This is a genomic window from Arthrobacter sp. TB 26 (assembly GCF_000427315.1).
Taxonomy (GTDB): Bacteria; Actinomycetota; Actinomycetes; order Actinomycetales; family Micrococcaceae; genus Arthrobacter.
Genome location: NZ_AUPJ01000446.1, coordinates 23,137 through 36,267 on the forward strand (window position 1 = coordinate 23,137; position 13,131 = coordinate 36,267).

Genomic DNA, 13,131 nt, shown 5'->3' on the forward strand with positions numbered 1-13,131 from the left:
GATGCCGATCGCGTTCTCGAAAAAGCTCACCGCGCACGAAACCCCGATTCCCGGCGTCGTCCTCTACGACCTTCCGGTCCACGGCGACAACCGGGGCTGGTTCAAGGAGAACTGGCAGCGGGAAAAGATGGTGGCCCTCGGCCTGCCGGACTTCCGCCCGGTGCAGAACAACATCTCCTTCAATGAAAAGGCCGGCACCACCCGCGGCATCCATGCCGAGCCGTGGGACAAGTTCATTTCGGTCGCCACCGGCCGGATCTTCGGTGCGTGGGTTGACCTGCGCGAAGGGCCGACGTTCGGTGCCGTCTTCACGGCCGAACTCGATGCCAGCCAGGCCATCTTCATCCCCCGCGGTGTCGGAAATGCCTTCCAGACCCTCGAGGACAACACCGCCTACACGTACCTGGTCAACGACCACTGGTCCGCCGACGCCCAGGGCCAGTACACGTTCCTGAACCTCGCCGACGAGACCGCCGCGATCGCCTGGCCCATCCCCCTGGGCCAGGCCGAACTCTCCGACAAGGACAAGGCCCACCCGCGGCTCGCGGACGTTACCCCGATGCCGCCTAAGAAGACTCTCGTCGTCGGCGCCGACGGCCAGCTCGGCAAGGCGCTGCGGGAACTGTACGACGGCGACACTTCCGTCGAGTTCGCGGGCCGGGCGGAGTTCGATCTCAGCAGTGAGGAAGCATTCACCGCCCGGAACTGGAAAAACTACTCCACGATCATCAACGCTGCCGCCTACACCGCCGTCGACGCCGCCGAAACCCCGGAGGGCCGCAGGACCGCCTGGGCCGTCAACGTCACCGCCGTCACCCGCCTGGCCCGGGCCGCCGTCGACCACGACCTGATCCTCGTGCACGTATCGTCGGACTACGTCTTCGACGGCACCCGTGAGGTCCACACCGAGGACGAACCGGTGTCGCCGCTGGGGGTCTACGGCCAGACCAAAGCCGCCGGCGACGCCATCGTCAGCGTCGTGCCCCGCCACTACATCGTGCGCACCAGCTGGGTCATCGGCGAGGGCAACAACTTTGTCCGGACTATGGCCTCGCTGGCCGACCGCGGCATCGAGCCGTCCGTCGTCAACGACCAGACCGGCCGGCTCAGCTTCACCGCTGATATTGCCGCCGGAATCCGCCACCTGCTCCAAAGCGGCGCTCCGTACGGCACCTACAACCTCAGCAACGACGGCGATCCCCAGTCCTGGGCCGACATTGCAAGGGACGTCTATGAACTTGTCACTGGCTCACGGGACGGCGTTACAGGTGTGAGCACCAGCGACTACTTTAGGGGGAAGTCCGCCGCACCGCGTCCCACTAACAGCACGCTGGTCCTTGATAAACTGCGTGCGGCCGGTTTCGTGCCTGCGGCCGCCGCGGAGAGACTCCGGGACCACCTAGACAATCGGACAAGGTCATGACTCAGCCATCTGACATCAGCTCGGCAAGAAAGCACGAAACCCTGGTTATCATGCCTGCCTGGAACGAGGCCGAGGTCATCGGCACCACCGTGCGGGAGGTGTTCGAGTATGGGCCTGAGTGCGATGTCCTGGTCATCGACGACGGGTCCCGCGACAATACCGCAGCACTGGCAGGAGAAGCTGGCGCCCGCGTGCTTCGGCTCCCCTTCAACATGGGTGTCGGCGGTGCCATGCGGACCGGTTTCAAGTATGCCAAATCACATGGCTACACCCAGGTCATCCAAGTCGACGCAGACGGCCAGCACGATCCCCGGGACATCAAGTCCGTCCTCGATGGGCTGCGCGACGCCGACATCGCCATCGGCGCCCGCTTTGCGGACAAAGGGACGTATGAAGTGCGTGGCCCCAGAAAGTGGGCGATGGGCGTGTTGGCTTGGAGCCTGTCCCGCATTGCCGGTACTCGCCTGACGGACGTCACCTCCGGCTTTCGCGCCGCAAATGAAAAAGCCATCCGGCAGTATGTGGACCACTACCCAGCTGAATATCTCGGTGACACCATCGACTCCCTCGTCGTGGCGGTCAGATCAGGATGCAAAGTCCGACAGGTACCGGTCTCCATGCGCGAACGCCAGGGCGGACAGCCCAGCCACGACCCGATCAAGGCGGCCCTGTATCTGGGCCGCTCAGGCCTTGCCCTGCTCTTCGCGTTGACCCGCAAGCGGTCAACCCCTTCGACCAACTAGGATTTCAAATGGCACTCATAATGGGCCTCATCGTCGTCGTGGCGATCCTCATCTACGTGTTTGAGATGCTGCGTAGGCAGAAGCTGCGGGAAAAATATGCGGTTCTGTGGATCATCGTTGGCATCGGAACGCTCATACTGTCGATCTTTCCCCAACTTCTCGACCAAGCCAGCAGCCTTGTGGGAATCCAGATCCCGGCGAATCTCCTGTTCATCATGACCCTGATTTTGCTTGTGGGAGTCTGCCTCCACTTGTCCCACGAGCAGTCCCAGGCAGAAGATGAGGTGCGCATCCTCGCGGAAGAAGTTGCCATCCTGCGCTCCGACCTCCAGGATCTTCGGGCTCTCCGGCCGCCGGAATCCCGGGATGCCGCCCAGCACCCGGTGGCGAACGGGAGACCCGTCGCTGACAAGTAGGCCAAATAAACGACGGTGGGTGGCACNAATAGCGTGCCACCCACCGTCGTCTTGGGCGGTCAGGGAACTGTCTCTAGCTCACGATGTGCTTCACCAGACGCGGCAGGGAGTCTACGCGGCCCTTGGCCACAGATTTCAAAACCATCGACGCCGCATTGAGTCGCGACGTGGTGTGGAATCGGGCGGCCCGGGCAGCCCGGTTCCAGCCAAGGCCGGCGAAACGCTCAGCCTGCTGCGCGAAGAAACGACGCTCCTCGTCAAAGCGGCGACCGTCGAGGGCCCGGACGGACGAATCGGAGGCGGAATGGCGGCGGTAAAGGAAAGCCAGAACCGGGTCGACAACCATGGAGCCGTGCTCCGCGGCGATGTCCAGCAGAAGAGCCAGGTCCTGGACGACGTCGAGTCCTTCGGTGAAGCCGATGCGGGTGATGGTTTCGGAGCGCCATGCCAGCGAGGGGAAATAGGCCCAGTCCGCCCGCACCAGACTGGTGGCCATCGCTTCGCCTTTGAGCTCGATTCGTTTGCTCGTCTTGGGCGCATAGACCTTCTTAACTGCATCCACGAGAGGAGTACAGGCAATGCCTTTCTCATCAATAACTTGCACACCCGGCTGTACAACGTCCGCTCCGGGGTACTCCGCGAAGGCGCTGACAACGACTTCAAGGTAATTGGGAAGCATAACGTCGTCGGCACCCATGATCACGACGTATGGTGCCTCGACAAGGCCGAGTGCTTTGCGGTAGTTTCCGTTGGCGCCGAGGTTCTCTTCGTTGCGCTGGTAGGTTACCCGGGGATCCTCGATGGAAGCGAACCAACGCGCAGGTTCGGGATCGGGGTAGCCATCGTCGATGACCACGAGCCGCCAGTCCTGATACTGCTGGCTCATGACGCTCTGGGCCGCCAGTTTCATCTGGTCTACATCGCCATAGTAAGGCAACATCACATCAACGGTCATGGACCTTTGGTTCCTTCCGGTGGGTTCAGCCATTGGTGTCTAGATTGGCCGCTTCACAGATATGCGCGCGGATTCATCTATCGCTCCGCGAGGCCCTCTGATTATATGGGCAGACGTGGCCAATCCGGGCCGCAGCGGCAACTTGCTAGACTGGTGGGTGTTTGGTCAGAGCCCGCCCGACGCCTCCCCAAGGCAAAAAGAAAGCGACTTCCCTCCGCATGGATGACCCTTCCACCGTCGTGCCCCGCATCTCTGTTTGCATGGCTGCCTACAATGGCGCCCTTCATATCGAAGAGCAGATTGATTCCATCCTTGCGGAGTTGGGCGTTCACGATGAGCTCGTCGTCGTCAACGATGCGTCGACCGATACCACCGCCAAGATCGTCAGGGCGGTCGAAGACCCCCGCATTCGTCTGATCGAAGCGTCGACCAACGCCGGTTACGTCCGCACCTTCGAACGCGCCCTGGCTGAAGCCCGCGGCGAATACGTCTTCCTCTCGGATCAGGACGATATCTGGATCCCCGGCCGCGTTGAACTTATGATTGGTGCGCTTGAGGGACACCAGATGGTCGTCAGTAACTGCGAGCATATTGAAGGCCCCGTCGGGCGGTTCCACGAGATCCGCCTTCGCGCCAAAGATTCCCGGCACAGGGTACGGAACATCATCGGAATTCTCGTGGGCTACCGGCTGCATTGGGGGTGTGCGATGGCCTTCCGCAGGGAACTTCTTGGGCAAATCCTGCCGTTTCCGCCGCATATGACCGAATCTCACGATCAGTGGATCGCCCTTGTGGGAAACATGAACCGATCCATTACTTACCTGGAAGCAAACACCATCCTGCACCGCCTTCATGGCAAGAATCTCACGCCCGCTGGCATGCGGGGTCTGCCCAAAATCCTGAAAGCCCGGATCAGCTTCGCGAAGAACATCGCTGTCGCCTGGCACCGCGCACGGAACGCGGCCGCACTGTGAGCGCCGATCCAGGCGGGAAGCCGTATGAACAATCCCCTACGGCCACGGAAGTGCACCCCACCCCTATGACTGACGTCCTTATGACCCCCAGCCAATTCGGGAACGTGGCAGCCGTAGTTTCAGTCTTCAACCCGGCAGCGGCCGCCGTCGAGAATGTTCGTTGGCTTCTGCGGTACGTATCTCAAGTTGTCGTGGTCAACGACGGGTCAACCGCCGAAGTTTCTACCTTATTGGGCGAGATGGAAGCGCTGGGTGCGGTGGTTATCTCCCTTGGGGCGAACTCGGGAATCGCGGCAGCCCTCAACACTGGCATTCAGGCCGCGCGCACACGCTGGGCTCCCGAGTGGGTGGTCACGATGGACCAGGATTCACGATTCAACGGGGATTACATCCGGCAGGCGCTGGGTGCCGAAAAGAGTTCCAGGGATCCTGAAACCGTTGCGATGGTCTGCGCGCAGTTGCACAACGGCGTGCCTCTGCCGGTCCTGAACGCAGGTCCGGAAGCCGAGGTATTTGACCCCATGCAGTCGGGGACCCTGATCCGCTCCGCGGTATTCGATCGTGTTGGATACCTCGACGAGTCCCTCTTCATCGACTGCGTCGATTCGGAGTTTAATGCGAGGGTCCGCAACGCCGGCCTCCGGGCAATTGCTGGCCCGGGCTGCAACCTGGAACATTCCCTCGGCGACGCCCGCCCGTTGCGGGTACTGGGCTGGCACGCACGGCTGGGGCAGAAGAAACTATTTGTTCACTACCATGCGCCATTCCGGGTGTACTACATCACCAGAAATTCACTGGTCATGGCTCGCAGGTACTTCCGGCAGCAGCCGCAATGGGTCATCCGTCGCATGGGCATGGAACTCCAGAGCCACATCGTCCGCCTCGTTTACGGCCCGAACCGTCGCAAACACGTTCTTGCCACCGTCAGTGGCATCCGCGATGCCATGCGCGGCCGGCTGGGAAAGATTGACGAACAGCTGGCCGCCCGGTTGCGCTGAGCATCGCCGCTTCCGGCCAGTACCCGCCACTACCTGAAAGTTCTGTTGATGTTCGAGAATTCACGCAAGATCTATGTCGTCTATCCCCGCGGGCTGCGCACCGGCGGGCCCGAAGCCCTCCACCAGCTAGTGGACATGCTCCGTGAACTCGGCCAGGACGCCTACCTCGTCCCGCATCCCGCAACGTCGGCAACCCCACGTGCGGAGCAGTTCGAGATCTACAACGCACCCGAGGCGCCAGCGCCCGTGGACGCCGAGGGCAACGTCGTGGTCGTTCCTGAGGTTTACGTGGCGGATTTGCATGCCTACAAGCACGCCACTCCGGTCTGCTGGTGGCTCAGCATCGACTATTCACCCACCTTCGTTGCCGGACGCACCGCCCTGAGGTCCACGGCCGGGCCGTGGTCCTCGCTCAAGGAGACACTGGTTCCGCGGTTGAGCGCAGTGAAGAACCGCGTTGATCCGCGCAGCCTCAAGCGGAGCCGCATTGTTCACGCGGTGCAGTCCTCATACGCCTGGGCTTTCCTCTTCTCCCACCTCAACGTCGTGCCCTCCCTTCTTTCGGACTACACCCCGAGCGCCGAGTTCCTCTCCAAAGACGAGAACGGCTCCAGGAACCACCGTCTCGTGACGTTCAACCCAGTCAAGGGTGGGGACATCATCCGCGAGGTCATGAAAGTCTGCGACCCGTCCATTGAATGGCGCCCCATTCAGGGCATGACGCGGACCGAAGTGACGGAAACGCTCGGGGAGTGCGGGATCTACCTCGATCTGGGCTTCCACCCGGGGAAGGACCGGATGCCGCGTGAGGCAGCCCTGTCGGGCGCGCTCACCGTGGTAGGCCGGAGAGGCTCGGGCGCTTTTTACGCGGATGTGCCAATTCCGTGGGAACACAAGATTACGCCCGGGCCCGCGGAGGTGTCCTCCTCCGCAGACCTCCTCCCGCGTCTGATGGCGGACCTCCCTCGGGAGATCGCCAAACAGGATTCGTACCGGGCAGCGATCCTGAGCGAGAAGGAGCGCTTCAAACGCGAAGTGTCGGACATCTTTGTCGAACAGCGGTTCGGCAAAGATGCCTACGATTACCTGAATGAGTAAGGTGACTCACCCTAGGCGCCCGGGACGGGGCGTCCTTCGTTGAGCAGCTCCCGTGCCATGGCAAAACGGATCGGCGCATTCGCCGGCCTGCCACTCCTGTCTTCGCTCGCGCCTTTCCTGCTTCTGCCTTACATCGCCCGCGTCGGCGGCGAGGGCACATGGAATTCCCTTGCCGTCGGACAGGCCGTCGGTTCCCTGGCTGCGATTCTCGTAGCCTTGGGCTGGACGTTGTCGGGGCCGGCACGCGTCGCAGGGACCAGCGACCCCGGGCTCCGCCGTCGTCTCTATGCCATCAGTTTGCTCACACGACTCATGGCATTTGCCGTCTGCCTCCCGGTCCTGGCAGGCATCGCTGCGCTCTACGGCGGCGCCGGGCACTTTTGGGAGACTTTCCTGATGGCCGGGGCACAAGCGGCCGCGGGTTTGTCGCCAGCGTGGTATTGCATTGCCACGGGCGAGGCCGGCAAGATCGCCCGCTACGATGTCCTGCCCAGGATCATTGCCACCATCGTCTGCGTCCCCGTTCTTTTGGCCACGGGACTGATCATCCTGTATCCGGCCGCAATCCTGGCCGGCGGACTGCTCGGGACGTTCTTCTTCACCCGCCGGTACAGCAAGCGCCAAGATTATGCCGACCTTCATGCCCTTCCCGTCATCAAGGAAATCTGGGCTCTACGAGCCGCGTCCGGAACCACAATGGCCGCTGCCGCATACTCAGCCACCCCGATTCTCGTCGTAGCGGCCTCCGCTTTGCCATCAGGCCTTGCGGTATTCGTGTCCGCTGAGAAGCTCTTCCGCATCGGTCTCATGGCCGTTGGCGCCTTGGGCAGCAGCCTTCAGGGGTGGGTGGCGGAAATCGACGGCGATCACCTCATACGTCGGAAGTTTTCCCTGCTTAGCCACACGGTGCTGGGACTCGCGGGTCTTGCCGGATTCGCCCTCCTGGGACCCTGGGTCACGAAATTGCTCTTCGGCCAGCCGCTGGCCGCCGACGTTGCAACCTGCTTCTGGTTTGGCGTGGCATTCCTCTTCGTCTCCATCAACACCTCCACGGGGTCGCACTGGTTGGTGCCGGCAGGACGCATCAGGGCCGTGTTCTGGAGCACCGTGGCCGGCGCGGCGGTCGGCCTGCCAGCGATGCTTGTCCTCAGCACGTTCATGCAGGGAGCAGGCGGCGCGCTTGGCTTGGCCATCGGGGAGTTTGTTGTTTGCGCCGTTCAAGGTGTCGCACTGCTGTATTCGGCCTCCAGGATCCGGCGGAGCCCAGCCTCACCGGTCAGTGATGAATCCGCAATATCTGAAGCCGACCTCTAGCCGCAGGCCGTGATCCGTAACAGCCGGGCGGTTCCTTGGGAATCGATCAGCTCGGCTGCGCCACTGCCGACCAGATCGTCCAGACCGGTAAAGACGTCCCGGCGTTCATCCCCGAAGTTGACCTCATGGTGGCCAAAATCAAGAACGTAGCCAACGTTTAGCTCCCTGACGGCCTCGCACACAGCGGGATCGGTCGTCGCATCCCTCAGCCGGTCGTAGAGCAGCTGGGTGCCGGGCGGGATTGCACCGAGGATGTGGAGCTGGAGGGCCTTCCGATCGGCCAGGGCGTAGGCCAGCGAGCTGCCGTTCCACGGGTTCCCAACGATGACAGCCCCGGGCGGCACGTGACTATCCAGTCGCCCCAGCAGCGCCAGCTCATCGGAACTGACGAGGGGCGACGACGCTTCCACACGGTACATTCGGGCGGCAGCGGTTTGCGCGGCGTCGACATTGCCTTGCTGGGTGGTGACCAGAAGCAACGCTAGGAGTCCGGCTCCCCCGGCCTGAAGGACAAGACGGCGCCGGCCGGACGGCCACTGCCGAGCAGTCCGCAAGGCGCGCCTCTTTCCCCACTTCCAGAGTTCCACGGCACCTACAACGGCCACCGGCAGGATCGCCACAGGGAGCAGCGCGGCAAGCCGTGGCGGATCGTTATACCAGATGCCGGTGACGAAGTCCCGGATCCGTCCGGACCGGAACGACGCCGCCACAACGAAAAGCAGCCCCGCCACACCGTAGACTCCCAGCAGCCACCACATGCCCGGTTTGCGGACGAGGTGCACCAGCCCCGCCAGAGCCAGGATCATAACCGCCCACGAGACCGGACGGTCAATGGCCGAACTCGTGATCACTTCGAAAACGGCACGGTAGGGGCTCTCGACTGCAGGCCAGAACGCGGCCTCCTTGGGCGGTCGGACCGTCATCCAAAGCACGACGGCGGCGAACGCGGAGCCCGAGAGGACCAGGGCATGGATACCCACGGAACCGAGGCAGACGCCGCGGCGGCGGACGGTCTCACGTAAGGACAGCCACCACCGGCACAATGCTGCCGGGGCCAGAAACACGAGAAGAGCCATGATGGAACTCGGGTGGGCCAGCGCGAGGCCGGGAAGCGTCAGCACGAGTGAGATCAGGGAAAGTGCGCGACCCTCCCCCTGCGCGGTACCGAGGCCCATGGCCTGCAGACCTAACGCCAACGCAGCTGGCAGGATGCTGATACCGAGGAAATTCGGATACAGCACGCCAAAATCGACCATCAGGAGCGGGAATGCGCCGAACGCCGCCGAAAGCACCGCTGCAACCCACGTGGCGGCCAGTGTCGGTCCCACGACGACACGTGCGAGAAAGATGCACGACAGCGGCCAAACGAGCGCACCGATGCAGACGTTCACCAAGTTGACGGCAACTGGGATTGGAACGTCCGTCAGTTGAACCGCGAGGGACACCAGATCGTGCCAGGCCGTTGGGTAGAACCCCCCGCCAGTCATGGCGCCAACGGTCAGCGCCGAGCCGGAGCCGGTCTCCAGAATGTAGCGGATGGCGTTGAGATGGAAGACATTGTCAAACGTCTGCGAGAACGCCTCCGGCTCGCCGAAGGCTCCGATCAGCCGTGAACCGACAGTCACAGCCGCCAGAACGACGGCCGCGGTCACCAGGAGTGTGCCCCTCCACCCGACCGGCCGCAGACGCACCTCTGCGGCACGCCGCCGGAAACCCAGCGGCCGAATTCCGCGCCATCCGCGGCAGGTCAAGAAGACGCCCACCACACAGACAAACGTGCCCAGCACTACGGGCCCCAGTGACCACGGGATTCCGACGAAATCAGCCAGAACGGCCGTCCCGGCTATGACAGTGACGGAAAAACCGGGCGCCAGGGCCACCAAAGCGAATCGCCGAAGACCTGCCGAAACTCCGATCAACAGGCCGGGGCCAAACAAAATAACGACTGCCATGATGAATTCCGGAACCACAGACCACCAGGACATTCGAACCTTCCGGGAGCGGCCAGCAGCTCCACCTTCATCCGATCAAGGCATCGGTATGCCATTCGCCTTGCGAGTTCCGGCCTTGCATATTCTACGCGACAGCCGGCCGTTCCCATGCGGCAGCCAGGCCGGGTGCCCGTCCGGACCACCCAAACCCGAGGCGGAGCGCGTGTGGAGTCAGGCGAGCGGCATTCAGCCAAGTAGGCTATAACCGTGCGAAATTCCCGTAGCTCCCGTTCCCGACCTTCACGAGCTTCGCGTCTCCGGGCTCTATCCGCGGTGAGCGTACTGGCCACCTTCCTGTCCGCGTGTGCAGCGCAAACTCCAGCCGGAACTGTTGAAGGCGCCTTGATCGGCATCGGTACGGTGTCGCAGCAGGGCGCGGTCGCCGCCTGGGCGAAGAACTGGAAGAAGGATCACGCGGGCGTGTCAATCGCTTATTCCCCTGACGGTGCGGAGGTCGGCAAGACCGCCCTGACCAACGGGCTCTCCTACTTCGCGGCCGGCGACGCGGCGTTGGAGTCCGGCACGGCATCCAACGGGCAGTCGGTCTGCGGCCGCGACGGACTGATTTCCGTGCCTGTCGCCGTTGTCCCCGTCGGCGTTGCATTCAATCTCGACGAGATCCAAAACCTGCAGCTTGATGCGCCTCTCCTCTCAGGCATCCTGCGGGGAAAGATCACTAAGTGGGACGATCCGCAGATTGAGGCGGCCAACCCGGGCGTCTCTCTTCCTTCCATTGACGTGGTCCCCGTCCTTGAGAAGTCACCGTCGGACGTGACCCACGCTGTGAATAAATATCTGGCCGCCGAGGCCCCCGGTTTGTGGCCCGACTCCAGCGGCAGTGAATGGCCCAGCGGCACGGTCAGAGCCATCGGGGAAAAAGTCAGCGATGTAGCCCAGAAGGTCGAGGAAACTACAGGAGCAATAGCGGTCCTTGATACAGCGATCATCGGTTCACGATTTTCCGTGGCCCGCCTTAAGTTCGGCGACGTCTACCAAGATTTCGGAAATGAATCCACGTTGGCGGCGATTGCCGCGGGCGAAACCGTGGAATCCGTCCCACGCGTCGTGGAGCAACGGCTCGACGGCAGTAAGGGGTATGCCCTGGCCGTACTCGAGAACCAGTACTTCTGCACCCGGTACCGCAATGAGGCCACGGCCAGCCTTGTCCGTTCTTGGGGCGAGTCTGTTCTGAGCAGGCAAGGTCAGAGGGATGCCATCGTCTACTCCAGCTCATTGCCGCCTAGCGAACAGACGACCGCCGCGGCCCTGAAGCAGGTCCGGGCCATCACGACGGACAAAGGGTAGAGGTAATGGCGACGGTTCAAATACACAACCAGGACAAGACTCCCGCACCCAAGGGAGAAACTCCTGTGCCCGCGAAAAAAGCCACGGCCTCTTCGCCGTGGACGTTGTTCGGCAAGTTATTCCTGCTGATATTTTCAGCAGTTTCACTCTGGTCGCTCGCAACTCCGCTTATGGCGTTTCCCGACGAGCCCGCACACACAATCAAGGCCGCCGCTGTGGTCCGCGGCCAGATCACCATTGAAGAAGGGACGTCCTTCGGACACGGCGTTCACGTGCGGGTGCCCGCCTACATCGCCAATCTTCACGCCCAGGACTGCTTCAAGTTCCGGCAGGACACCGCAGCAAACTGCGCCCCCGCGATCCCCTCAGACGCCAACGATGAAGCCATTGGCGTCACTTCAGCGGGATCCTATAATCCGATGTATTACTGGATTGTCGGGCTGCCCAGTTTGTTGCTCACCGGACAGCCCGCGTTGTTCGCCATGCGAATCCTTAGCGCTCTGCTTTCCGCCGCTTTCTACGCGGCCGGCTTCACGGCCCTTGCACAACTGCGGCAACCCCGGGTCCCCGTGCTCATGGCCAGCCTCGCGGTGACTCCCATGGTTCTCTTCCTCGCCGCGGGCATCAACCCGAATTCTCTGGAGGTTGCGGCCACCATGGCGGCGTTCTGCGGCTTCGTCGTAACGCTCGATAACGCCCACCGGGTGAGGCACGTTTTGCCCGCAGTCGTCACTGTCATTGCGTCGACCGTGGTCCTCGCCAATACCCGGCAAGTGTCGCTGGTCTGGCTGCTGTGCGCCCTGATTTCGGGAGTTCTCCTGTTCCGGGGCGCCGAGATCAAGGCCGCCTTCCGAAACCGGCTTGTTCTCACCGGAGCGGCCCTCACCGTGCCAGGGGTCTTACTGGGGATCTACTGGATCTACTTGATGCTTCACGCCCCAGCCAACTCCGGTGTGGCCCCGGAGGGTATAGCCAACCCCCAACCGGGCGTTTCGATCTCTCGCGCGTTCCTGACCATGGTCGAGAAAGCCCCCGAGTTCCTCCAGCAGTACGTCGGCGTCATGGGCTGGCTGGACACGCCCGTTCCGACGGCCGTGGTCATGTTGTGGAGCATGGTCTTCGGCGTTGCAGTCCTTCTGCCGATGCTGATCCGACCCTTCAAAACCACGCTTGGCGCCTGGGCCGCCTTGGCGATGCTTATCTTCGTTCCAGCGATCCTTCAGGCGTCCATCTGGAAGTCCATGGGATTTGTTTGGCAGGGAAGGTACAACCTGCCTCTTGTCGTCGTCTTGCTAATCGCGGTTGGAATGACCGCCCGCAGGCTGCATTTCCCCCAATCGGCCGGCGCGCAAAGTGTTGCCCGTGTTTTCCTCTGGTCCGCCGTATTTTGCCATCTTCTTGCCTTCGCCTTTGTCCTCCGACGCTATGTTGTGGGAACGTTCGGCGGCGGGAACTGGCATGCCATGATCAACGGCGTGCAATGGCAGCCACCTCTGAGCTGGTTCCTGCTCACACTGATGTACCTTGCCGTCATGGTGACCGCGGCCTCCGGGCTTTTCCGGTTCCTGTTTCCGGGGGCCGTACTGGTCCAGCTGCCCCGGGCACGGAGCCGCCGCCGCGACTCATAGCCCTTGGCAGCGCCATCCAAGTGACGTGTCCACTCAAGAAGAATCCAATGTGGATACGTCTCTTCACTTCGGCGAGTGAGTGCGGGGCGCAGGACGCAGGCAGGATTGCTCACGGCTATTGGGCGCTCGCAGGTGGGGTCGCACTAGTCGCCGCTTCGGGCGGGACGATCTGCGAGCAGGGCGGGAAGGGCGTGGATCGCCGCACCCCCTAATGGGGAAATGCGAAGCCGTGATCGGCCCGCAGGGGCCCTAAGAACCAGACACAACCAGTGCTCCCCGGGCCGGC

Annotated in this window: 11 protein-coding genes; 9 read left to right on the forward strand and 2 right to left on the reverse strand. The window is 62.6% G+C overall.

The features are described 5' to 3' along the window. Position 1 precedes the first annotated feature (1 nt). From K789_RS0117050 to K789_RS0117060, 3 genes are read left to right on the forward strand one after another with little or no spacing between them, the layout of a single operon-like run. Positions 2-1,423: a sugar nucleotide-binding protein gene (locus tag K789_RS0117050; RefSeq protein ID WP_024367813.1), complete on the forward strand. Its 1,422-nt coding sequence runs from the start codon at positions 2-4 to the stop codon at positions 1,421-1,423. 50 nt (positions 1,424-1,473) lie between these two features. Continuing rightward, positions 1,474-2,166 carry a glycosyltransferase family 2 protein gene (locus tag K789_RS0117055; protein WP_029705193.1) on the forward strand — a complete coding sequence of 231 codons (693 nt, stop codon included), beginning with the start codon at positions 1,474-1,476 and terminating at the stop codon, positions 2,164-2,166. An 8-nt stretch (positions 2,167-2,174) separates the two neighbouring features. Beyond that, positions 2,175-2,582, forward strand: a complete 408-nt coding sequence (locus K789_RS0117060) for a DUF2304 domain-containing protein (RefSeq protein ID WP_024367815.1) — start codon at positions 2,175-2,177, stop codon at positions 2,580-2,582. A 73-nt stretch (positions 2,583-2,655) separates the two neighbouring features. Here K789_RS0117060 and K789_RS0117065 read toward each other — a convergent pair whose 3' ends face one another. Continuing rightward, a complete protein-coding gene (locus K789_RS0117065; RefSeq protein ID WP_024367816.1) occupies positions 2,656-3,537 on the reverse strand; it encodes a glycosyltransferase family 2 protein in 882 nt (293 codons plus the stop codon). A 218-nt stretch (positions 3,538-3,755) separates the two neighbouring features. On the opposite strand from K789_RS0117065, the gene K789_RS0117070 reads away from it, so the two are divergent. From K789_RS0117070 to K789_RS0117085, 4 genes are all read left to right on the forward strand, one after another. Next, the gene (locus tag K789_RS0117070) at positions 3,756-4,511 is read left to right on the forward strand and encodes a glycosyltransferase (protein ID WP_024367817.1); all 756 of its coding nucleotides are present in this window, start codon (positions 3,756-3,758) and stop codon (positions 4,509-4,511) included. Positions 4,512-4,615: 104 nt separating this feature from the next. Further along, positions 4,616-5,509, forward strand: coding sequence for a glycosyltransferase (locus K789_RS0117075; RefSeq protein ID WP_157835691.1), 894 nt, complete (start codon positions 4,616-4,618; stop codon positions 5,507-5,509). Positions 5,510-5,557: 48 nt separating this feature from the next. After that, positions 5,558-6,607: a hypothetical protein gene (locus K789_RS0117080; protein ID WP_024367819.1), complete on the forward strand. Its 1,050-nt coding sequence runs from the start codon at positions 5,558-5,560 to the stop codon at positions 6,605-6,607. A gap of 57 nt (positions 6,608-6,664) precedes the next feature. Continuing rightward, positions 6,665-7,921, forward strand: a complete 1,257-nt coding sequence (locus K789_RS0117085) for a lipopolysaccharide biosynthesis protein (RefSeq protein WP_051181128.1) — start codon at positions 6,665-6,667, stop codon at positions 7,919-7,921. Here K789_RS0117085 and K789_RS0117090 read toward each other — a convergent pair. Then, entirely contained in the window at positions 7,918-9,906 is a 1,989-nt protein-coding gene (locus K789_RS0117090) for a DUF6541 family protein (RefSeq protein ID WP_024367821.1), read from the reverse strand. The two genes, K789_RS0117085 and K789_RS0117090, sit on opposite strands and share 4 nt — an antisense overlap. A gap of 279 nt (positions 9,907-10,185) precedes the next feature. Between K789_RS0117090 and K789_RS0117095 the strand changes: the two genes are divergently transcribed. Beyond that, entirely contained in the window at positions 10,186-11,217 is a 1,032-nt protein-coding gene (locus K789_RS0117095; protein WP_157835692.1) for a substrate-binding domain-containing protein, read from the forward strand. Positions 11,218-11,222: 5 nt separating this feature from the next. After that, complete coding sequence (locus tag K789_RS0117100) at positions 11,223-12,845, forward strand: DUF2142 domain-containing protein (RefSeq protein WP_084507648.1); 1,623 nt, start codon at positions 11,223-11,225, stop codon at positions 12,843-12,845. The last annotated feature ends 286 nt before the right edge of the window (positions 12,846-13,131 follow it).

Bases quoted from the DNA above. Each gene is read 5' to 3' on its own strand.
- K789_RS0117050 (WP_024367813.1), top strand. From the start codon at position 2: ATGCCGATCGCGTTCTCGAAAAAGCTCACCGCGCACGAAACCCCGATT.
- K789_RS0117055 (WP_029705193.1), top strand. From the start codon at position 1,474: ATGCCTGCCTGGAACGAGGCCGAGGTCATCGGCACCACCGTGCGGGAG.
- K789_RS0117060 (WP_024367815.1), top strand. From the start codon at position 2,175: ATGGCACTCATAATGGGCCTCATCGTCGTCGTGGCGATCCTCATCTAC.
- K789_RS0117065 (WP_024367816.1), bottom strand. From the start codon at position 3,537: ATGACCGTTGATGTGATGTTGCCTTACTATGGCGATGTAGACCAGATG.
- K789_RS0117070 (WP_024367817.1), top strand. From the start codon at position 3,756: ATGGATGACCCTTCCACCGTCGTGCCCCGCATCTCTGTTTGCATGGCT.
- K789_RS0117080 (WP_024367819.1), top strand. From the start codon at position 5,558: ATGTTCGAGAATTCACGCAAGATCTATGTCGTCTATCCCCGCGGGCTG.
- K789_RS0117085 (WP_051181128.1), top strand. From the start codon at position 6,665: ATGGCAAAACGGATCGGCGCATTCGCCGGCCTGCCACTCCTGTCTTCG.
- K789_RS0117090 (WP_024367821.1), bottom strand. From the start codon at position 9,906: ATGTCCTGGTGGTCTGTGGTTCCGGAATTCATCATGGCAGTCGTTATT.
- K789_RS0117100 (WP_084507648.1), top strand. From the start codon at position 11,223: ATGGCGACGGTTCAAATACACAACCAGGACAAGACTCCCGCACCCAAG.